The following is a 19,993-nucleotide window of genomic DNA, read 5'->3' on the forward strand; positions in this document are numbered from 1 at the left end:
GAGTTAAATCCGTGTTACATGAACGTCAGGAGGCGCGGCGAGTCGTGCCCACTCAACACGTGAGGCCCGCCGCAGGCTCTTTCAGATCAACGAGATACGAAATCACCGGGTCGTCGACGCACTGAACTCCGGAGAGCGACACGGTGTGTCGGGTGCCCTTGTAGGTGATCAGCGACGCGCCGAGCTGCTGCGCCAGGTTGACGCCGGCCTGGTACGGGGTGGCCGGGTCCTCGGTCGTGGAGATCACCACGGTCTTCGGCAGTCCCTGGATCGAAAGCTTGTGCGGCGCGCTGGTATTCGGGACCGGCCAGATGGCGCACAGTTCCAGCGGCGCGGCGTTGCCGCCGTGGCCGTCGTCGAGGAAGGGGGCGACGCGGCGGTAGTCGGCGTCCTGCTTGGCCGCGATGGATCGGTCGGTAATGGCCGGGTCGTCGACGCAGCGAATGGCATTGAACGCGTCGGAACTGTTGTCGTAGGTGCCGTCGTCGTGGCGGCCGTCGTACATGTCGGCGAGGGCGAGCAGCGTGTCGCCGCTGCCCTGGGCCAGTTCACGCAGGCCCTTGGTGAGCGCGGGCCACAGACGGTTGGAGTAGAGGGTCTGCTGCACACCGGTGATGGCGTCGCCGTAGTGCAGGCCGCGCGGGTCCTGGGTGGGAACCGGCTTGTCCCACAGCGGATCCACCAGCGAGCGGAACTTCTTGGTGGCCTGCCCCGGGTCGTCACCGAGCGGGCAGTTGGTCTTCTCCTTGGCCGCGCAGTCCACGGCGTAGGCGTCGAAGGCCTTCTGGAAGCTGGCGGCCTGCGCCACCGACTCCTTGACCGGATCCTGCTCGGGATCCAGCGCGCCGTCGAGCACCAGCGCGCGCACGTGGTCGGGGAACTTCTCGGCGTAGGCGTAACCGAGGCGGGTGCCGTAGGAGTAGCCCAGGTAGGTCAGCTTCCGATCACCCAGCGCCGCCCGGATCACGTCCATGTCCTGCACGACCTCCCGGGTGCCGACGTGGGCCAGGAAGTCCTTGCCGGTGCGCTCGACGCACTTGCCGGCGAAGTCCTTGTTCTCGTTCTCCGCGGCCGCGATGCCCGCGGGCGAGTTGTCCTTGTTGGGCTCGGCGCGCTGGGCGTCGTCCTCGGCCGCGGTCATGCACTTGATGGCGGGCTGCGACGCGCCGATGCCACGCGGATCGAAGCCGATCCGGTCGAACCGTTCGGCCAGCGGGGTGCTGTCACCGAGGGTGACCATGTTCAGTCCGGTCACGCCGGGACCGCCGGGGTTGAGCAGCAGCGAGCCGATCTTGTTGCCGGTGGCCCGGACCCGCGAGATCGCGATCTTGGCGGTCGCCCCGTCCGGATTGGCGTAGTCGACCGGCACCGTCACCCGCGTGCACTCGGAGTTCTTGGGCATCTCGTCTTCGCTGTAATCGGCACAGCTACCCCAGGTCAGGGTCTGGTTGTAGAAGGAATCCATCCCCACCGGTGTGCTCGAGGTGGGCTTGCCGTCCACCACGCTGGTGCACGCAGCCGCGGTCATCGCCAACGCCGTCACCAGGAGCACGACCCGGCCGGTTCGCATCAACGCCATCCCACGATCGTGCCATCCCGCCGAAATCACCCTCGCACCCCTCGTCCGGTCCATATATCTCTCCGTTTACATTCCGGCCGCCACCGTGGTTCACATGGCGACCGTCACCGCTGTGTACATCGCGCTCGCCGCCGCTGTGCGAAACGTCACGCATGGCACGGATTCGGCAACGGTAGAGGTTCGGAGCCGAGACCACCGAGTACGTGGGCGTTCACACGGCAAGTCCCCAGTCCGCTCTCAGAAACGGCATGCTTAATGGGAGGTGACCTGGGGGCTCTACTGATGAGGGATGCCATGACCGTGCAACCACATTCGCCGAATCGGTCCGCCGCGGCCGGATCCGGTTCATCGCGTTCACGCACCATCCGGGCCGCGGCCGCCGCGGCAGTGGCACTGGCCGCCACCCTGGGCCTGGTGGCCTGCGGGCCGTCGACGCTGCCTGGCAATCCGATCGCGCACTCGCCGGGTGGCGTCACCCAGAGCCAGCCGATCGACTTCACCACGCCCCCGGCCGATCTCGACTCCGCCGTGCAGGGCGTGGTGCCGGGCATCGTGGACGTGAACACCGAGCTCGGACTGCAGAACGGTGAGGGCGCGGGCACCGGGATCGTGCTCAGCTCGGACGGCTACGTGCTCACCAACAACCACGTGGTCGAGGGCGCGACCAAGATCTCGGTCACCGATCTGGGCAATGGCCGGACCTACGGCGCCACCGTGGTCGGCTTCGACCGCAGTGAGGACATGGCGGTCATCAAACTGACCGGCGCGTCCGGTCTGCAGACCGCGCCGCTCGGGGATTCGGACAAGGTGGCGGTCGGCGACACGGTGGCCGGCGTCGGCAATGCGGGTGGACGCGGCACGCCCACCGCGGCCGCGGGCAAGGTGACCGCCCTGGACCGGGCCATCACCGCCAGCGACGACTCCACCGGCAGCTCCGAGCAGTTGACCGGGCTCATCCAGGTCGCCGCCAATATCGAACCCGGGGATTCGGGCGGCCCGCTGGTCGACGCGGCCGGACAGGTCATCGGCATGGACACCGCCGCCTCCAAGGGCTTCCGTTTCAGCATCGGCGGCGGCGAGGGCTTCGCCATCCCGATCAACAAGGCGCTGTCGGTGGCCAAGCAGATCGAGGCCGGCCAGGCCTCGGATCGGGTGCACATCGGCGACACCGCGTTCATCGGCGTCTCGGTCAGCTCGGTCTCCGGCGGCGCGGAGATCCGGGGCGTGGTCCAGGGCGGCCCGGCGGACCAGCTCGGTCTCGAGGCCCGCGACATCATCACCGGCGTCGACGACCACGCGGTCACCTCGGCCAACGACCTCACCTCGACCATGGATCACCACCACCCGGGCGACACCGTCACCCTGAAGTGGACCGACCAGACCGGCCAGTCCCAGTCGGCGCAGGTCCAGTTGGGTAAGGGCCCGATCGGCTAGCGAGTAGCGGGGCGAAGAGGCGAGGGGCGCATCCCTCGCCTCTTTCTCTGCGCGCGGTGTCTCTCATCTGCGCGGTGTGAGGAATTGCATCCCTGCCGGGAGCGGCCGGAATGGCAGACTGACATTCGTCAGAACAACCCGGGGACCCGGTCATGGGCCTCGAGGAACGACGAAAGGGACGATGATGTCCGTATCCGATGCGGAAACCCCTGTGTACGGGTCTGCGGCACCGAAGACTCCCACGCGGCGGAAGACGCGAGTGCAGCACCTGCAGCAGATGAAGCAGGCCGGTGAGCGCTGGTCCATGCTCACCGCATACGACTATTCCACCGCCCGGCTCTTCGAAGAGGCCGGGATTCCGGTCCTGCTGGTCGGCGATTCGGCCGCCAATGTGGTGTACGGCTATGACACCACGGTCGCGATCACCGTCGACGAGCTCATCCCGCTGGTGCGTGGCGTGGTGCGCGGTGCGCCGCACGCGCTGGTGGTGGCGGATCTGCCGTTCGGCAGCTACGAGTCCTCCCCCGAGCAGGCCCTGGCCACGGCGGTCCGCTTCATGAAGGAGGGCGGCGCGCACGCGGTGAAGCTGGAGGGCGGTGAGCGGGTGGCCGACACCATCCACAAGCTGACCGCCGCCGGTATTCCGGTGATGGCGCACATCGGGTTCACCCCGCAGAGCGTCAACACCCTCGGCGGGTTCCGGGTGCAGGGTCGCGGTGACGGGGCCGAGCAGCTCGTCGCCGACGCCATCGCGGTGCAGGAGGCCGGGGCCTTCTCGGTGGTCATGGAGATGGTGCCCGCCGAGCTGGCCGGGCAGGTCACCCGCAAGCTGACCATTCCGACCGTCGGCATCGGCGCCGGCGCGGAATGCGATGCGCAGGTGCTGGTCTGGCAGGACATGGTCGGCTACACCGGCGGCAAGACCGCCAAGTTCGTCAAGCAGTTCGCGGATGTGGGCGGTCAATTGCGTACCGCCGCAGCCACTTACGCCGACGAGGTGCGGCGCGGCGTGTTCCCGGGTCCGGAGCACAGCTACTGAGCCGCCCTGCCGCGCAGTGATCGAGGACGCCCCCGCGAGGACCGCGGGGGCGTTCTTTCATAGCAGTCGGCTATTGGAATCTATTCGCCGCCGATCATCTCGGTCCACTGCGAACTTTTGGTGGCAGACTCGGAAGCCAACGAGCTGGATCGACCAAAGGGAAGTTCATGGATCGTGGAACGAGTCGCTGGATTCGGCGGGCGCCACTACTGGTCGCGGCGGTGGCCACCGTCGCATTGACCGCGGCCTGCGGGGGCAACTCCTCGACCGGCTCGACGCAGCCGCAGGGCTCCTCCTCGTCGTTGTCCTCGACGCCGGGCAAGCCGACCACCACGGGCGGACCGACCACGTCGGCGGGCAGTGGCTCGGGGCTGACCGTCTCCGACGAGGCGGCCAAGCAGCTGTGCGACCTGATCCGGCCGCAGCTGTCGGACTGGCGGGTGCAGACCCCGACCATGGACAAGATCTCGCTGAACGCGACCGTGATCCAGTGGGCGACCCAGAACGGCTTCCTGCTGCAGTTGCCGAGCAATCGGGGCCTGGTCGACCAGGTCACCACCAAGGCCTGTCCGGATGTGCGCGATCAGGCCCTCTCCGCGATCGAGATCCCGGATCTGGCCTCGGGCCTGGCGGCCGGCTGATGCGAACCCTCTACCCGCCGATCGAGCCCTATGAGCAGGGCATGCTGGACGTCGGCGACGGCCAGCGGCTCTACTACGAGGTGAGCGGGAATCCGGACGGCAAGCCGGCGGTCTTCCTGCACGGCGGCCCCGGCGGCGGCACGTCGCCGTATCACCGGCAGTTCTTCGATCCCGAGGCGTACCGCATCGTCCTGTTCGATCAGCGGGGTTGCGGCCGGTCCACGCCGCACATCGCGGACGGGGCGAGTCTCGAGCACAACACCACCGGGCATCTGGTCGCCGATATCGAAAGGCTGCGAACGCATCTCGGCGTCGAGCAGTGGCTGGTGTTCGGCGGTTCCTGGGGTTCGACGCTGGCGCTGAGCTATGCGCAGGCCCATCCGGAGCGGGTCACCGAACTGGTGCTGCGCGGGATATTCCTGTTGCGGCGCAAGGAAATCGATTGGTACTACAATGGCTCCGCGGGGTACGTGTACCCCGATGAGTGGGAGAAGTTCCTGGCGCCGGTGCCGGAAGCCGAACGCGGGCAGGATCTGATCGAGGTCTACCACCGCCTGCTGCACTCCCCCGATGCCGCCCTTGCCACCGACGCGGCCGTCGCGTGGTCCACCTGGGAGGGTGCCACGAGTTCCCTGCTGCCCCAACCGGAACGGGTCGCCGAAACCGCCGACCCGCGCTTCGCGCTGGCCTTCGCGCGCATCGAGAACCACTATTTCGTCAATCACGGCTTCCTCGACGAGGGGCAGCTGCTGCGCGACATCGGGCGCATCGCCCATATTCCCGGCGTCATCGTGCAGGGCCGCCACGACGTGGTGTGCCCGGCCACCAGCGCCTGGGATCTCCATCGGGCCTGGCCCGGTTCGGAATTGCACCTGGTGCCCGACGCCGGCCACGCCGCTCTCGAACCCGGCATCACCCACCATCTGGTGGAGGCCACGGACAAGTACAGGACGTAGATGAGTACCACAGCCGGTCCCGCATTGGTCGACGCCGTAGCCGCCGATGTGGACCGGCTGTGTACCGCCGAACCCGATGTGCGCCAGGACCTTCCGGATTCCGTGCACAAGATGCGGGTCGCCACCCGGCGACTGCGCAGCGTCCTCAAGTCCTACCGCCGGGTGCTGCGGCGCAAGCCGGTCGGCGAGATCACCGACGAATTGCGCTGGCTGGCCGGACTGCTCGGGGTGGCGCGCGACGCCGAGGTGCGGGCCGAACGGTTCGCCACGCTGCTCGGCGACACCGGGGTGCCGTTCGACGAGCAGACCGTGCCGCTGGGTGAGAAATCCGCTCCCCGAAAGGATTTCGGGCAGCGACTGGTCGACGAGGAGCGCCGGTTCTACGCCGCGGCGCACCGGGCGGCGGTCGACGCCTTCGACGGCAGCCGCTACCGCAGCCTGGTGAAGCGCCTGCACCGGCTGATCGCCGACCCGCCGCTGCGCGCCTCGCACGCCGACGAGCCGGCCCAACCGGTCTTCGCCGGCGTGCTGCGCCACGACTTCCGGGCACTACGCCGCCTGGTGCGCACGGAGCCCGGCCTGTCCGGGGAGGAACGCGTCGAGCGGCTACACGATATCCGCAAGGCCGCCAAGCGATTGCGCTATTCGGCCGAGGCCGCCACCGAGGTGCTCGGCAAGCCCGCCGAGGAGCTCGGCAGGAAGGCCAAACACCTGCAGGGTGTGCTCGGCGATCACCGGGACGCCGTGGAGGCCCTGGAGACCCTGCGCACCCACGCCTCCGAGGCCGGCGAGTCCGGCTACCAGCGGCTCTGCGATGCCGAGGAGGCGGCGGCCGCCAAGGCGCTCGAGGAGTATCCCGACGCGATCGAGTTCCTGCGCGAACAGCCGCTCGGTTGACCAGCGCCCGGCGGGCTAGTTGATGCGCATGCTCGCCGGGTCACCGTGGCCCCAGCCCGCGGGGTGCGCCCCCTCGACCGCGGACACCGTTTCACCGTGGTGATGCCCGTTCGAGTCGTGCGGGTGCCCGGTCGAGTCGTGGTGGTCCCGGTGCGCGGCGTGCGGCATGATGCGGTCGATCCAGGCCAGCAGTACCGCCGAAACCACGAATGCCAGATGGATGAGCACCGGCCACAGGTAGCGCGCACTGTGCGCGCCCGGGTCGGTGTCGGTGGTGATGGAGATGAACGTCTTCAGCAGGTGGATCGAGGAGATGCCGACGATGGACATGGCCAGCTTCACCTTCAGCACATTGGCGTTCACCTGTGCCAGCCACTCCGGCTGATCGGGATGCCCGTCGATGCGCAGGCGCGATACGAAGGTCTCGTAGCCGCCGACGATCACCATGATCAGCAGGTTGGAGATCATGACCACGTCGATCAGCCCGAGCACCGACAGCATGATGCTGGTCTCGACATTGCCGTCGGCGAACAGCCCGTGCACCAGATCCCACAGCTCGCGCAGGAACTGCCACACGTACGCGGCCTGCGCCACGATCAGACCCAGGTACAGGGGTAGCTGCAGCCAGCGGCTGAGGAAGATGAAATAGCCCAGACTGCGCTGCTGGGCGGCCTCGGGGGAATTCGCGTTCGGGTATGGAAAAGCCATGGGACTCAATACAGCACGTGCGAAATCAAGCACCGATCAGTAATCGATCACGGCCGCGGGCGCTGCTCGGGAATTGATGTCTTCCTGATCGATCGTTGATGTGCGCGCCGATAGGTTCGCCGCGTGCAACACGGAATTCAGCAGAAACGCCGCGGCCCGCTGTGGCTGGTCGCGACCGCGGCGGCGCTCATCGTGGGCCTGGTGCTCGCGCTGTCCACCTACGAGGTGGGCCGGACCCGGGCGGAGGCCTCGCATCCCTTCGGCAATACGGCGGTCAGGGATCGGGTGGACCTGGGTATCTGGGTCGCCAAGATCGACCCGGTCACCCAGACCACCACCGTCGAGGTACTGGCCACCCCGCGGGGCGCGCTGGCGGACAAGAACGGCAATTTCGCCGCCGACACCCTCATCTACACCTCGGCGCTCAAGGCCGATCCGATCAAAATCAAAGCGGGCGAACCGATCTCCGCGGCCGAGGTGAGGGTCGTGGTGGAGGGCACGCTCACCGACTACCCGTTCGACGCCTATGACGCGGTGCTGGCCTTCGATGTGTTCAGCGGCGACCGGCGCCTGCCCACCGCCGCTACCGTGGCCAGCGGGGACACGCTGTTCGCGGTGAGCGAGCAACCGGAATCCGGCGCCGACAACGGCATCGATCTCGGCTTGCACGCCGCCCGGTCCGTCCCGTCGCTGACCTTCGCCCTGTTCATCATGATCCTCATGCTGGGTCTGGCCCTGGCCGCTGCCATCGCCTGCTATTACGTCCTGGCCGGTAAGCGCGGTCTGATGTTCCCGGCCGTATCCATGATGGGCGCACTGCTTTTCGCGCTGGTGCCATTGCGCAATGCGGTGCCGGGCGGCGCACCGATCGGGTCGATCATCGATTTCACATCGTTCTTCATCGCGGAGGGCATTATCTCGGCGGCCCTGGTGGGCACCGTGATCGTCGGCTACCGCGTCGAAATGGCGAAGGAACGCGAGGAAAAGGCGGCCACGCAGCATCCGACCGATCAATTCCGAATGCTCACGCCGCAGCGGTGATTCACCATTCGGCGAGCGAACCGTCCCTGCGGTGCCAGATCGGATTGCGCCAGCGGTGCCCGGTCGCGGCGGCGCGGGCGACGGCACGCTCATCGATGCGGAGGCCGAGGCCGGGTTCGCGCGGCAGGCCGACGTAGCCGTCGCGGTAGTCGAAAACCGTTGGGTCGATCAGATAGTCGAGCAGGTCGGAACCCGTGTTGTAGTGGATGCCCAGGCTCTGCTCCTGAATGAGCAGATTCGGGGTGGCGAAGCCGACCTGCAGGCAGGCGGCCAGGGCGATCGGACCGAGCGGGCAGTGCGGGGCCAGGGCGACATCGCGGGCCTCCGCGAGTGCGGCGATGCGGCGGACCTCGGAGATGCCGCCCGCGTGGGACAGGTCCGGCTGCACCACGGCCACACCGCGATCCAGCACCGGGAGGAAGTCCCACCGCGAATACAGCCGCTCGCCGGTGGCGATGGGAATGGCTGTGCCGCTGGTGATCTCGCCGAGCCGGCCACCGGCCTCCGGCACCAGCGGCTCCTCGACGAAGAACGGCAGGTACGGCTCCAGCAGGGGCAGCACGCGCCGTGCCATGGCGACGGACAGGCGGCCGTGGAAGTCGACGGCGATATCGAAGTCGTCGCCGGTCGCCTCCCGCACGGCGGCCACCCGGTCGACGATGTCGAGGGTCGCGCGGGGCGTGTCGATCGGCTCCAGTTCGGCCGAGGCGTTCATCTTGATCGCGGTGAAGCCCTGGGCCTTTCGCTCCAGCGCGGTGGCCGCGACATCGGCGGGGCGATCGCCGCCGATCCAGCTGTAGACGCGAATCCGGTCGCGCACCGCACCGCCGAGCAGCTGCCACACCGGTACGCCGAGCGCCTTGCCGGTGATGTCCCACAGGGCCTGGTCGATGCCCGCGACCGCGCTCGACAGGATGGGTCCGCCGCGGTAGAAGCCGCCCTTGGTGAGGGTCTGCCAATGTGCCTCGATGCTCATCGGGTCCTTGCCGACGAGGTAGTCGGACAGTTCTTCGACGGCGGCGGCCACGGTGTGGGCGCGGCCCTCGATCACGGGCTCGCCCCAGCCGGTGACGCCTTCGTCGGTGTCGATGCGCAGGAAGCACCAGCGCGGCGCGACCAGGTAGGTGGTGAGTGCGGTGATCTTCACCGGGATTCCTTTCGCACACTCCAGCCACCGTCGACGACCAGGTTCGCGCCGGTGATGAAGGAGGCGTCGTCGGAGGCGAGGAAGGCGACCGCGGCCGCCACCTCCTCCGGCGCGCCCAGCCGGTCCAGCACCGTTGCCCGAGCGGATAATTCGCGCCCCTCGGCGTCCACGTCGTCCCACACGGGCGTCAGGATGGGTCCGGGCAGCACGGCATTCACCCGCACCCGGTCCTGCCCGTACTCGACCGCCAGCTGCCGCACCAGGGCGGTCAGCCCGCCCTTGGCCGCGGCATAGACCGGATACCCCGGCAGCCCGAACTGGGCATGCACGCTGGACACCGCGACCACGTTGCCGCGCTGGGCACGCAGGTCGTCGATGAACGCCCGCACGCCCAGGAACAGCGGCGTCAGATTGACCGCGAGCCCGTCGTCCCACTGCCGCCTGCTCAATTCGTGCGCCGGCACGATCGCCTGCCGAGACGCATTGCTGCACAGGAAATCCAGGGGCCCGAACCGATCGTTCACCCGCGCCCGCAACGCATCCCACGACTCCTCGAGCGTCACATCGCACCACTGGAATTCGGCCTGCGCCCCCATCGCCCGGATCTTCTCCGCCACCTCACGCCCACCGACCCGATCGATATCCGCGACGACGACCGCCGCCCCCTCGGCGGCCAGCCGCCGCGCCGTGGCCGCCCCGATCCCCGAGGCCGCCCCGGTGACGACCGCGACCCGGTCCGTCAGACGACACATGCTCTTCCCCTTCATCCTCATCGCTGAACATCGGCCCCATCGAGCAGCCCGAGCTCGTCCCGATAGGGCAGCCCCGCCCAATCCCCCGGCACCGAGACCGCGAACGCGCCGCAGATGGACGCCAATCGCAAACGCTCCGAGACAGATCCGCCGTCCAGCAGCCCGGCCAGATACCCGGCGACGAACGCGTCCCCGGCACCGATGGGATCGACCGCGGTCACCGGCACCGCGCCCTCGCGCAGAAACGCCCCGCCGGCCCAGGCCGCCGCCCCGTCGGCCCCGAGCTTGAACACGATCTCCGAAGGGCCTTGGGCCGCAAGCAATTCGGCCGCTGACACCAGGTCCCCGGCCGCCACGTCCGGGCCCGGCTGGGCGGTGGTTCGTGCACCCACCGGCGCGTTCGAGCGTCCACCCCGCAGGAGCAGGGCCGCCTCGTCCAGTCCAGCGAAGAGGATGTCGGCCCGCGATACCAGCTCGGCCAGCTCCGTGGCGGCCCGGGCGGGCGTCCACAGCGCACGGCGATAGTTGACATCCAGGGACACCGGCACGCCCGCATCGATCGCGATGTCGACGGCCGAATCCACCGCGGCACGCGCCGAATCACTGAGGGCGGGAGTGATTCCCGTGATGTGCAGGACGCCCGCAGCGGCGATCCGGGCGGTGTCGGCCTCGTCCACCGACAAGCGGGAACCCGCCAGCCCGCGCCGGTAGTAGGTGACCCGGGTCCGGTCGGCCGTGCGGCGTTCGCGCAGCATCAGCGCGGTGGGTAGTTCCGGATCGATGCGGCAGTGTGACACGTCGACCTGCTCGGCCCGCAACCGTTCCAGGATCATCCGGCCCATCGTGTCCGAGCCGACGCTGCCGATCCAGGCGCTGTCGTGCCCCAGCCGCCGCACGCCGATGGCGACGGTGGCCTCCGCCCCGGCGAACTCCAGCCGCATGGCCGCGCCGGGGGCCAGCGGACCGGGGTCGGTCGCCGCCACCACGCCGAGCGCCTCCCCGAGCGTTACCAGTCCGCCCCTCATGACAGCTGGTCCCGGACGAGGAGCACGCGCTCCCGCAGCGCGTCGAGATCGCCACCGGCACAAGCGTCCCCGATGAGCGGCGATCCGATCCCCAGTGCCGCGGCCCCCGCATCCAGATAGGCGCGGACCGCACCGAGCCCGATCCCACCGGTGGGCACCAGCGGGATATCGGGCAACGGCGCACGAACAGCTTTGATGTATCCCGGTCCGCCGACGGCGGCCGGAAACACCTTGACCATGGCGCTTCCCGCCGTCCAGGCCCGATGAATCTCGGTGGGCGTGAACGCACCCGAGACCACCGGCACACCGAGCCGGCGCCCCTCGACGATCACTTCCTCGATCACCGCCGGGGTGATCAGGTACGCAGCCCCCGCCTCGACCGCGAGCGCCGCATCCTTTGCGGTGAGCACGGTGCCGACTCCGATCGGATGCGCCAATCCCGCGCATTCGCGGACGGCATCCAACGCCCTCGCGGTCGTCAGCGTGAATTCGACCGCGGTGACTCCGGATTCATGCAGAACAGCGGTCACCTCCACGAACCTGTCAGCGCTGGGCGCGCGCAGAATCGCGATGACCGGAATTTCCGGCCGCAACGGGTCGGCGAATGCCGGATCCGCCGCTGCGCCGGCCGGCGAGGTCCGCGGTGTGTCATCGGCCATCGGCGGAGACCAGCCTCTCGTCTGCGAACGGCGTCGACGGCAGGCCGATCACTCCGGGGACACAGGCGAACAGCCGGCCCGCGCCGGGTTCTCGTGCGGCTCCGCCCTCGGCCGCGGTGGTTATCACCAGAACGTCCAGGTTGGGTCCGGCGAAGGCGCAGCTCGAGACTTGCGAGGGGCCGACATCGACTGTGGTGTGGAGGTTGCCGGAGGGGTCGAAGGCGCGGACTTGGCCTGCGCCCCAAACCGCGACCCAGACGTGACCCTCGGCGTCGACGGTCAGGCCGTCCGGCTCGCCGTCATCGAAGTGCGCGAATGGCCTTCCGGCACCGAGTGTTCCGGTGTCGGGGTCGTAGTCGAAGGCGTCCACGCGGCGGGTGGGGCTGTCGGCGTGGTAGAGGGTGCGGCCGTCAGGGCTCCACCCGAGACCGTTGGAAATGGTGATGCCCGTGCGGAGAGTGGTGAGGGTGCCGGCGGGGTCGAGGCGGTAGAGGGCGGCGCTGTCCGGCACGCCGTCTTCGGACATCGTGCCCGCGAGCAGTGTGCCGCGCGGGTCGACCTTGGCGTCGTTCAGGCGACGGCGCACTCCGTCGTCCGGGAGCGGCAGGGTGACGACCGGGCTGAGTGGCCGGGCGAATGTTCCGCCCGGAGACTTCTCGGACGAGCGCTCAGCGGCGACAGGACCGTCGACGCGGAAGATGGTGTCTCCCATCGTCGCCAGCAGTCCGCCGGAGGCGCACGGCAGTACCGCGCTGACCGGCGGGTCGAGGCTGATGGTCGCCCGGGGGGCGAGGTCCGGGGTGCTACCGGTCAGGGTGGCGCGGTGGATGTGGCCGCCGCGGATGTCCACCCACAGCAGTTCCCCGGTGCGCGGGTCCCAGACGGGCCCTTCGCACAGGCGGCCGGGCGGGGGTGCGCACACGTGTGCCCTGAGAGTTCTCATGGTGAGCTCCGGCCCGCTATGTCGGCAGTCCGACGGCGCGTTCGCCACTGCGCCGCTGTTGGATCACCACGGCCGCGACCAGCAGCGAGCCCTGGGCGACGTTCTGCCAGAACGTATTGACGCCCACCACGTTCAGGCCGTTGTCCAGCGCGCCGAGCAGGATGACCGCGAGCAGCGTGCCGCCGACCGTGCCCTTGCCGCCCTTGAGGGCACAGCCGCCCAGCGCCGCCGCGGTGATCGCCTTGAGTTCGAGGCCCTCGCTACCGGAGACCGGCTGGCCGGATCCGGTGCGGGCGGTCAGGATGATGCCCGCGATGGCCGCGACCACGCCCGCCAGCATGTACACCGCGATCAGGTACTTGTTGATGTTGATGCCGGAAAGTCGTGCGGCCGTGTCGTTTCCGCCGATGGCATAGATATTGCGTCCGATGTCGGTGTATTTCAGCAGCACGTGCACGCCCAGCGCGACCAGGCCGAGGACGATCACCGGCACCGGCAGCCCGAGGATCTTGCCGCGTGCCAGGAAGATGAACACATCGTTGTCGAGGACGAAGCCCTGCGCCTTGCCGCCCGAGATCAACTGGGCCAGACCCTTGTACGCGGCCAGCGTGGCCAACGTCGCGATGACGGGGTTGACCCGGCCGTAGACGATGATGATGCCGTTCGCCAGGCCCAGCACCAGTCCGGCACCGATCGCGGCCAGCATCCCGGCGAAGGCGTTGCTCCCTGCCGAGGTGAAGGCCATGGCGCTGACGACCGAGGCGACACCCGCCTGCGAGCCGACCGAGATGTCCAGGGCGCCGCAGATGATCACCACGGTCTGCACGACGGCGAGCAGCCCGAAAACCGTGACCGCGTCACCGATTCCGGCGATATTGCGCGGATCCAGGTAGCCGTCGTTGAGCCAGGCGAAGATCGCCACGACCACGACCAGCGCGCCGATCAGGCTGAGATTGCCGGTGCCGATGAAGCGGATCACCCGGCGCGGGGTGAGTGCGGTCAAACCACCGAGGTAGCGGGCGAATACGGGTGTCGGCACGGAAACCGCTGTCTCCGTATCCATGTCGATTCGTTGGTCGGTCATGATTTCCTAAGGTCGCTGCGCGGTCAGGTCGTCAGCCATGGCGAGGGCGAGGATCGCCTCCTCGCTGGCGTCGGCGCGGTCCAGTTCGCCGGTGACGCGGCCCTGCTGCATGACGACGATGCGGTCGGCGAGGCCGAGGACTTCGGGGAGCTCCGAGGAGATGACCAGCACCGCCACACCGGATTCGGCCAGTTCCTCGATGATGTGGTAGATCTCGATCTTCGCGCCCACGTCGACGCCGCGCGTGGGTTCGTCCAGGATGAGCACGCTGGGTTTGCGGGCCAGCCAGCGCGCCAGCACCACCTTCTGCTGATTGCCGCCGGAGAGCTTGCGCACCTCCTGCTCGATCGAGGGCGTCCGCACCCGCAGCGACTCGACATACCGGAGCGCCAGTGCGCGTTCCGCACCGCGGCGCACGAAACGCCAGTGCCGCAGGCGATCCAGCATGGCGAGCGAAATATTGTCGCGCACACCGCGATGCAGCAGCAGCGCCTGCGCCTTGCGTTCCTCGGGCGCGTATCCCATTCCGGCCCTGACCGCGTCGCGCGGCTGGCGCAGCCGCAACCGGGTGCCATCGATCCGCACCTCCCCGGACCGGATCGGCAGGTCCCCGGCCAACGCGCCCGCCAGCTCGGAACGACCCGCGCCGACCAGCCCGGCCAGCGCCACCACCTCACCCGCGCGCACCCGCAGGCTCACGTCACGCACATCGTCGGTGGTCACGTGGTCCACCTCGAGCAGCACCCGCCCGAGTTCGGAATGCTTGCGCGCGAACACCGTCGACAGATCGCGGCCGACCATCATCCGCACGATCTCCTGATCGTCGGTGCCGGCGGTATCGCGCACGCCGACCAGCGCGCCGTCCCGTAGTACGGCCACCCGGTCGGCCAGCTGGAAGATCTCCCGCATGCGGTGGGATACGTAGATCACCGCGAGGCCGCGGTCGCGCAGGCGGCCGATCAGCGCGAACAGTGATTCGGTCTCGTGATCCGACAACGAGGAGGTCGGCTCGTCGAAGGCGATGACCTTGGCGTCGGTGGTCAGTGCCCGCATGATCTCCACCAACTGCCGTTGCGCCGCAGTCAGTTTCGAGCCGAGGGTGTCCGGATCCAGATCCCGGTCGAAGCCGAGCCGGGCGAGATCGGCGCGCACGCGGGCCCGCAGTGCCGCGCGATCCAGCAGTCGGCCCGCGCGGCGCGGCAGCGCGCCGAGATAGACGTTCTCGGCGACCGAGACGTGCGGCACGATCTCCGGTTCCTGGCCGATCACCCGGATGCCCGCGGCGCGCGCTGCCGCAGGACTCGCCAATTCCAGTGGCGCACCGTCGAGTTCGAGGGTGCCGCTGTCGGGACGATGGTCACCGCCGAGGATCTTGATGAGCGTGGATTTCCCCGCGCCGTTCTCCCCCATCAACGCGGTCACCATTCCGGCGGGGAAGTCCAGGCTCACCTCGCGCAGCGCGGGCACGCCCGCGAAGCCCTTGGTGAGCCCGGAGACCCGCAGTCCCGTCAGCTGCACGTGACGCCTGCCTGTTGCCAGTTGGTGGCGTCCACCATCTTGGTCGGGGCAAATGCCTCGGCGGGCATGGACTTTCCGTTCTTCAGGTAGTCGTACATGGTCTGCACGGCCAGCGCGCCGACGTCCTTGCCATTGATGAACAGGGCCGCCTTGAAACCGGTGGGCTTGCCGCCGCGCCATTCCTTGCAGGCCAGATACGCGCCGAGGCCGACGCCGAGCACATTGTCGGCGGAGTAGCCGGCGTTCTGGATGGCCGCGACACCGCCGCTGACGTTCTCGTCGTTGCAGCCCATGACGATCCAGTTCTTGACCGAGCGATTGCCCGCGACGGTGGCGGAGATCTTGTTCTGCGCGTCCGACGGGGTGTTGTCGGTGCCGACCTCGATCACCTTGACGTCGGCGCCCGAAGCGTCCTTGAAGGCCTTCTGATTCGCCTTCACCCGATCGGTGCAGACCGTCACGTCCTGCTTCCAGGCGTCGACGATCGCGGTGTCCTCCGCCTTCCAGCCCGCCTTCTTGAAGTCCTCGCCCGCGCGGGTGCCGACCTCGGTTCCCATTTGCGTGCCACTGAATCCGACGCGCGGCACCAGATTGTCCTTGGTGCAGGAGGCTGGATCCGGGCCATTGGTGCAGACCTGGTCGTCGGAGGTGAGCAGGGCGACGCCACCCGACTTGGCCAGCTGCGCGACCTGCGGGCCGACCGAGGGATCCGGGACGACCACGATGACGCCATTGGCCTTCTGGTTCACCGCGTTCTGCACCTCGGTGACCGCCTTGTTGGCGTCATTGCCGAGGTTCACCACCTTCAGGTCGACGCCGAGCTCCTTGGCCTTGGCCTTGGCGCCATCGGCCTCGCCGATGAAGTATTCCTGGTCGCCTTGCTTCTGGGCGTAGACGAGGTTGATCGTGCCCGAAGTGTGCTGCGGGCCTGCGTCGTTCGAGCCGGAATCCTTGCCCGACGAGCAGGCGGTCGCGGCCAGGGCCAATGCGGCTCCGCAGACCAGCGCGCTGGTCCATCGGCGTCGGTGGGTCCAGGACATGAGCACTCCTAGGTGATCTGCCACACAGTAGGCATCGGTAGTGATGCCGGTTACAGTAGGACTTCGGATAACTGTTGTAAATACTGTTGGCGGAAGTAGTCTCGCGCACAGCTCGGGTATCTTCGACGGGCAGCAGCGAAAGGAGCGGGCGAGGCCGTGTACCAGTTGACCGCGCGGGATATCAGGCGCCGCAACAGGTTCTGCGTACTGCAGGCGGTGTACGCCGCAGCGGGGCACACCAGCCGGCAGGAGATCGCACGAGCCACCGGGCTGTCGTTCGCGACGATCGGCAACCTGATCGCCGAACTGCTCGAGGTGGGGGTGCTCGCCGAACTCGGCTACGAGGCAGCGGGAATCGGCCGGCCGCGCGCCCAGCTCGCCATCAATCCCGACCGCGGCAGGCTGATCGGCGTCGATATCGCCGAAACCGGCATCCACGTGGACGTTTTCGACCTCGCGATGTCGGTGCTGCGGTCGAGCGAGATCCCCGTCGATCCCGCCGCGACCACGCCGGAGGACATCGTGGAGCTCATCGTGCAGGGCATCGACGAGGTCATCGCCGGCGATGCCGACACGGTGCTCGGCATCGGCCTGAGCGTGCCCGGCCTGGTCGAACCCGAGACCGGGAAGTCGGTGTTCTCACCGTACTGGCACTGGCACGACGTCCCCCTCAAAACCCTGCTCGAGCAGCGGCTACCGTATCCCCTCTACCTGGACAATCCGCTCAAGGCCAGTACCGCGGCGCAACTCTGGTTCGGCGCCGGCCGCGATGTCGACGACCTCATCGTCGTCACCCTCCGGGCGGGCGTCGGCATCGGCGTCGTCATCGACGGCATGCTCTACCGCGGCGTCACCAACAGCGCCGGCGAATGGGGCCACACCAACCTGGTCCTCGACGGCCGGTCCTGCACCTGCGGCCGCAACGGCTGTGTCGAAGCCTATGTGAGCGCCCCCGGAATCGCCGCGACCCTGCGCGAAATCGATTCCGCGAGCGACCTTCTCACCGACAATGCCGCCTCCACCGTCGCGGCCGTGGCCACAGCCGCCGCCCGCGGCGACGAAACCGCCCACGCCGTCATCGAAAAGACCGGCCACTACCTGGGCGTGGCCATAGCCAACCTGGTCAACCTCTTCAACCCCCGCCGCATGGTCTTCGGCGACCTGGTCGCCCGCCACCTCGGCACCCCGCTACTGGAAGCAACCCGCCGCGCCGCCGCCCACCACGCCATGTCCGACCCCTTCGCGGCAGTAACCCTCGAACTCGACACCCTCCCCCACAACCCCTCCAGCCTCGGCGCAGCAACCTTCGCCCTCGAGGGATTCCTGGCCGACCGAGAAACTTTCACCTCCATAGCCACCCGCCGAGCCCGCCGCACCGACACCCCACCCCTGACCCCGGCCTGACCGCGGCCACACCCCGCCGTTGGTTACCCGCCTCATGCCTCAGGTCGAGGCACGGTCAGAGTCGGTCGATCTCGGTGAGATCGATGTCGATCTCGAACGGCACGGTCAGCTGAAGCCGATCGTGATGAATTCCGGTGAGCGCGTAGGTACTTGTGGCCGGATCGAGCTCATAGACGTACACCACCGGGCGTCCGTCGACGTTTTCGACGCGCCAGAAGTGCGATATCCCCGCTCTGGCATACAGCTGAGGCTTGCGCTCTCGATCTCGTGTTCGCGATTCCGGCGAGACGATTTCGACGACCAGCACCACATCGTCGGCCTGGTATCCGGTGAGGCCGTGATCGCCGTCGCGATCTGCGTGTACCACGATCACGTCCGGCTCAGGGCGTTGGTCTCGGTCCAGGGTCACGGTCATCTCACCTCGGACCCGCATATCAGCTGGGACGTACCGGCGCAGCCCTGCGTCGAGGAGGATATTCGCCAAGCGGTGGAACTTCGCTTGCGGGCTTACGAAGACGAGACTCCCGTCGATCAGCTCGGTGTGCGGCGGCAGGTCGGGCAAGCGGTCCAGATCCTCAGCGACGAACCCGCCCGGCGGCGGGCGCAACCACTGCGGGAACGGTTCGACGGTCATGTGTTCGAGTATGGCATCGAAGGCGCTGGTCCGGCGGGGTAGCCGAACATGACCGTGCGGGTCGTGGGGTCGGCCTCGGCGAGTCGCACTCGTACCGTCCCGCCTTCCGGGGGTGTGCCGGTGCACTTGGCGAGGACGGGTGGGTCGGCGATGAAGATTTCGGCGGGGCGGGTGGCGTTGGCTTCGCGGAGGACCACGGCGTCGAAGTCGGTGCCGAGGCGGGGGGACAGGACGGTGGCCTCGGTGAGGTCTACGCAGGCGCGTTCGACCTTGCCGGCCATGGCGTCGGTGCGGCGCATGGCGTCGGCGACGGCGGTGAGGTCGTCGCGGACCCAGTGCGGGACTTCGGTTTTCGCGCAGTGGGCCAGGCAGATCTCGGTGGCGTAGCGGTCGCCCAGGCGGCGCAGGGGGGCGGTCACGTGGGCATAGGGTGCGCCGATCGCACTGTGCTGCAAGGCTTCCGGGGCCTGGCCGTTCAGGATGGTGTAGGTCGCGCCGCGTAGCAGGCCGGTGGCCTCGGACATGAGCACCAGGGCGGCGGGAGTATTGCAGTCCAGCGTGGCCAGCATGCGGCCCGCGGACTCGTTCCGCGGCCAGGACACCCCGACCGCGGCGGCGGTGTGGCGCATCGACTCGATGGCGGCCGGGGCGGGCGGTGGCATGGTGCGCAGCAAACCCACGTGCTCGGGGTTGCCGGACCCGTTCGATTTATAGCCATCGAGCATGATTCGGGCCGCGCACATACCGGCCAGCAGGGAGACCTGTTCGTTCCAATCGTCGACGGCGGTGCGCGGTTCGACGGCGAGCTGCCAATGGTCGATTCCGGTTTGCTCGCCGTCGCGCACCACGGTCTGCGAGGGCAGCCGCAGGGTGATCGCGCCGCGCTCGAGTCCGGCATCGATGCGCAGGCGGCCGAACACCGGCAGCGCCGCGAGGGACGGGTGCAGGCGGCCGGCATCGGCGTCGGCCTGCACACCCCGATAGTCGAGGCGGACGCGGGAGCGCACCAGGGCGCGCGTCACCGTGTAGCGCACGGGCACGGCGCGCGCGTCGCATTCGATGGTCCACAGCGCGACCGGGCGGTCCACGCCGGGCAGCAGGCTGGCACGGCCCTCGGACAGCACCGGCGGGTGCAGCGGGACGGTGCCGTCGGGAAAGTAGAAGGTCTGGCCGCGGGCCAGGGATACGCGGGCCAGTTGCCCGCCGGGAACGACCATCGCGGCCACATCGGCGATGGCGTAGTAGAGCAGGAATCCGCCGGCCGGGGTGCGCTCCAGATACAGCGCCTGATCCAGATCCATGGCGCCGGGGGGATCAATGGTGACCAGCGGAATCTCCCGCCGATCGGCCCGGGCGCCCGCGAACGCGTCCACCGCGTCGCGGGCCTCGGAGACGGCCCCGGACGGGTAGTCCGAGGCCAATCCGAACTCAGCTCGGACGACGCCGAAGTCCACCGGCGCCGACACGATCCGCTGATGCAGTTCCACTGCGG

19 protein-coding genes are annotated in these 19,993 nt (G+C 68.6%); 7 read left to right on the plus strand and 12 right to left on the minus strand.

The genetic code is table 11. The features are described from left to right. Positions 1-52: 52 nt before the first annotated feature. Complete coding sequence (locus ACWEKS_RS08475) at positions 53-1,579, minus strand: alpha/beta hydrolase (RefSeq protein WP_452339477.1); 1,527 nt, start codon at positions 1,577-1,579, stop codon at positions 53-55. 294 nt (positions 1,580-1,873) lie between these two features. On the opposite strand from ACWEKS_RS08475, the gene ACWEKS_RS08480 reads away from it, so the two are divergent. The 5 genes from ACWEKS_RS08480 (at position 1,874) to ACWEKS_RS08500 (ending at position 6,546) form a co-directional block, all read left to right on the plus strand. After that, entirely contained in the window at positions 1,874-3,013 is a 1,140-nt protein-coding gene (locus ACWEKS_RS08480) for a S1C family serine protease (protein WP_452339478.1), read from the plus strand. Between the two features lie 184 nt (positions 3,014-3,197). Continuing rightward, positions 3,198-4,052, plus strand: coding sequence for a 3-methyl-2-oxobutanoate hydroxymethyltransferase (gene panB / locus ACWEKS_RS08485; RefSeq protein ID WP_452339624.1), 855 nt, complete (start codon positions 3,198-3,200; stop codon positions 4,050-4,052). A 167-nt stretch (positions 4,053-4,219) separates the two neighbouring features. Beyond that, positions 4,220-4,693, plus strand: coding sequence for a hypothetical protein (locus tag ACWEKS_RS08490; RefSeq protein WP_452339479.1), 474 nt, complete (start codon positions 4,220-4,222; stop codon positions 4,691-4,693). Further along, positions 4,693-5,649, plus strand: a complete 957-nt coding sequence (pip, locus tag ACWEKS_RS08495; protein ID WP_452339480.1) for a prolyl aminopeptidase — start codon at positions 4,693-4,695, stop codon at positions 5,647-5,649. Before ACWEKS_RS08490 ends, pip begins: the two co-directional genes overlap by 1 nt. Next, the gene (locus ACWEKS_RS08500) at positions 5,650-6,546 is read left to right on the plus strand and encodes a CHAD domain-containing protein (protein ID WP_452339481.1); all 897 of its coding nucleotides are present in this window, start codon (positions 5,650-5,652) and stop codon (positions 6,544-6,546) included. A gap of 15 nt (positions 6,547-6,561) precedes the next feature. Here ACWEKS_RS08500 and ACWEKS_RS08505 read toward each other — a convergent pair whose 3' ends face one another. Then, the gene (locus ACWEKS_RS08505; protein WP_452339482.1) at positions 6,562-7,254 is read right to left on the minus strand and encodes a TIGR00645 family protein; all 693 of its coding nucleotides are present in this window, start codon (positions 7,252-7,254) and stop codon (positions 6,562-6,564) included. Between the two features lie 123 nt (positions 7,255-7,377). Here ACWEKS_RS08505 and ACWEKS_RS08510 point away from each other — a divergent pair, with 123 nt between their 5' ends. Next, positions 7,378-8,295, plus strand: coding sequence for a DUF4436 family protein (locus ACWEKS_RS08510; RefSeq protein ID WP_452339483.1), 918 nt, complete (start codon positions 7,378-7,380; stop codon positions 8,293-8,295). 1 nt (position 8,296) lies between these two features. Here the strand turns inward: ACWEKS_RS08510 and dgoD are convergent, their stop codons facing one another. From dgoD to ACWEKS_RS08550, 8 genes are read right to left on the minus strand one after another with little or no spacing between them, the layout of a single operon-like run. Beyond that, positions 8,297-9,442 carry a galactonate dehydratase gene (gene dgoD, locus ACWEKS_RS08515; RefSeq protein WP_452339484.1) on the minus strand — a complete coding sequence of 382 codons (1,146 nt, stop codon included), beginning with the start codon at positions 9,440-9,442 and terminating at the stop codon, positions 8,297-8,299. Further along, positions 9,439-10,194: an SDR family NAD(P)-dependent oxidoreductase gene (locus ACWEKS_RS08520; protein WP_452339485.1), complete on the minus strand. Its 756-nt coding sequence runs from the start codon at positions 10,192-10,194 to the stop codon at positions 9,439-9,441. Before ACWEKS_RS08520 ends, dgoD begins: the two co-directional genes overlap by 4 nt. Positions 10,195-10,211: 17 nt before the next feature. Continuing rightward, positions 10,212-11,219: a sugar kinase gene (locus ACWEKS_RS08525; protein ID WP_452339486.1), complete on the minus strand. Its 1,008-nt coding sequence runs from the start codon at positions 11,217-11,219 to the stop codon at positions 10,212-10,214. Beyond that, positions 11,216-11,878: a bifunctional 4-hydroxy-2-oxoglutarate aldolase/2-dehydro-3-deoxy-phosphogluconate aldolase gene (locus ACWEKS_RS08530; RefSeq protein WP_452339487.1), complete on the minus strand. Its 663-nt coding sequence runs from the start codon at positions 11,876-11,878 to the stop codon at positions 11,216-11,218. Before ACWEKS_RS08530 ends, ACWEKS_RS08525 begins: the two co-directional genes overlap by 4 nt. Then, positions 11,868-12,821, minus strand: coding sequence for an SMP-30/gluconolactonase/LRE family protein (locus ACWEKS_RS08535; protein WP_452339488.1), 954 nt, complete (start codon positions 12,819-12,821; stop codon positions 11,868-11,870). The genes ACWEKS_RS08530 and ACWEKS_RS08535 overlap by 11 nt, the downstream gene beginning before the upstream one ends. A 16-nt stretch (positions 12,822-12,837) precedes the next feature. Beyond that, complete coding sequence (locus ACWEKS_RS08540) at positions 12,838-13,905, minus strand: ABC transporter permease (protein WP_452339489.1); 1,068 nt, start codon at positions 13,903-13,905, stop codon at positions 12,838-12,840. A gap of 6 nt (positions 13,906-13,911) precedes the next feature. Further along, the gene (locus ACWEKS_RS08545; RefSeq protein WP_452339490.1) at positions 13,912-15,423 is read right to left on the minus strand and encodes a sugar ABC transporter ATP-binding protein; all 1,512 of its coding nucleotides are present in this window, start codon (positions 15,421-15,423) and stop codon (positions 13,912-13,914) included. Beyond that, positions 15,414-16,463: a substrate-binding domain-containing protein gene (locus tag ACWEKS_RS08550; RefSeq protein WP_452339491.1), complete on the minus strand. Its 1,050-nt coding sequence runs from the start codon at positions 16,461-16,463 to the stop codon at positions 15,414-15,416. Before ACWEKS_RS08550 ends, ACWEKS_RS08545 begins: the two co-directional genes overlap by 10 nt. 156 nt (positions 16,464-16,619) lie before the next feature. On the opposite strand from ACWEKS_RS08550, the gene ACWEKS_RS08555 reads away from it, so the two are divergent. Beyond that, positions 16,620-17,867 carry an ROK family protein gene (locus ACWEKS_RS08555; RefSeq protein ID WP_452339492.1) on the plus strand — a complete coding sequence of 416 codons (1,248 nt, stop codon included), beginning with the start codon at positions 16,620-16,622 and terminating at the stop codon, positions 17,865-17,867. 55 nt (positions 17,868-17,922) lie between these two features. Here the strand turns inward: ACWEKS_RS08555 and ACWEKS_RS08560 are convergent, their stop codons facing one another. Together ACWEKS_RS08560 and ACWEKS_RS08565 are read right to left on the minus strand one after the other, a co-directional pair. Next, positions 17,923-18,501, minus strand: coding sequence for a Uma2 family endonuclease (locus ACWEKS_RS08560; protein ID WP_452339493.1), 579 nt, complete (start codon positions 18,499-18,501; stop codon positions 17,923-17,925). Beyond that, positions 18,498-19,988 (minus strand): RNB domain-containing ribonuclease, encoded by a 1,491-nt coding sequence (locus ACWEKS_RS08565; RefSeq protein WP_452339494.1) that lies wholly within the window; start codon positions 19,986-19,988, stop codon positions 18,498-18,500. Before ACWEKS_RS08565 ends, ACWEKS_RS08560 begins: the two co-directional genes overlap by 4 nt. Between the last annotated feature and the right edge of the window lie 5 nt (positions 19,989-19,993).

The sequence above is a fragment of the Nocardia sp. NPDC004711 genome, from assembly GCF_053601595.1.

Bases quoted from the DNA above. Each gene is read 5' to 3' on its own strand.
- ACWEKS_RS08530 (WP_452339487.1), bottom strand. From the start codon at position 11,878: ATGGCCGATGACACACCGCGGACCTCGCCGGCCGGCGCAGCGGCGGAT.
- ACWEKS_RS08505 (WP_452339482.1), bottom strand. From the start codon at position 7,254: ATGGCTTTTCCATACCCGAACGCGAATTCCCCCGAGGCCGCCCAGCAG.
- ACWEKS_RS08520 (WP_452339485.1), bottom strand. From the start codon at position 10,194: ATGTGTCGTCTGACGGACCGGGTCGCGGTCGTCACCGGGGCGGCCTCG.
- ACWEKS_RS08525 (WP_452339486.1), bottom strand. From the start codon at position 11,219: ATGAGGGGCGGACTGGTAACGCTCGGGGAGGCGCTCGGCGTGGTGGCG.
- ACWEKS_RS08475 (WP_452339477.1), bottom strand. From the start codon at position 1,579: ATGGCGTTGATGCGAACCGGCCGGGTCGTGCTCCTGGTGACGGCGTTG.
- ACWEKS_RS08540 (WP_452339489.1), bottom strand. From the start codon at position 13,905: ATGACCGACCAACGAATCGACATGGATACGGAGACAGCGGTTTCCGTG.
- ACWEKS_RS08500 (WP_452339481.1), top strand. From the start codon at position 5,650: ATGAGTACCACAGCCGGTCCCGCATTGGTCGACGCCGTAGCCGCCGAT.
- ACWEKS_RS08560 (WP_452339493.1), bottom strand. From the start codon at position 18,501: ATGACCGTCGAACCGTTCCCGCAGTGGTTGCGCCCGCCGCCGGGCGGG.
- ACWEKS_RS08490 (WP_452339479.1), top strand. From the start codon at position 4,220: ATGGATCGTGGAACGAGTCGCTGGATTCGGCGGGCGCCACTACTGGTC.
- ACWEKS_RS08480 (WP_452339478.1), top strand. From the start codon at position 1,874: ATGACCGTGCAACCACATTCGCCGAATCGGTCCGCCGCGGCCGGATCC.
- panB (WP_452339624.1), top strand. From the start codon at position 3,198: ATGTCCGTATCCGATGCGGAAACCCCTGTGTACGGGTCTGCGGCACCG.
- ACWEKS_RS08535 (WP_452339488.1), bottom strand. From the start codon at position 12,821: ATGAGAACTCTCAGGGCACACGTGTGCGCACCCCCGCCCGGCCGCCTG.
- ACWEKS_RS08550 (WP_452339491.1), bottom strand. From the start codon at position 16,463: ATGTCCTGGACCCACCGACGCCGATGGACCAGCGCGCTGGTCTGCGGA.
- pip (WP_452339480.1), top strand. From the start codon at position 4,693: ATGCGAACCCTCTACCCGCCGATCGAGCCCTATGAGCAGGGCATGCTG.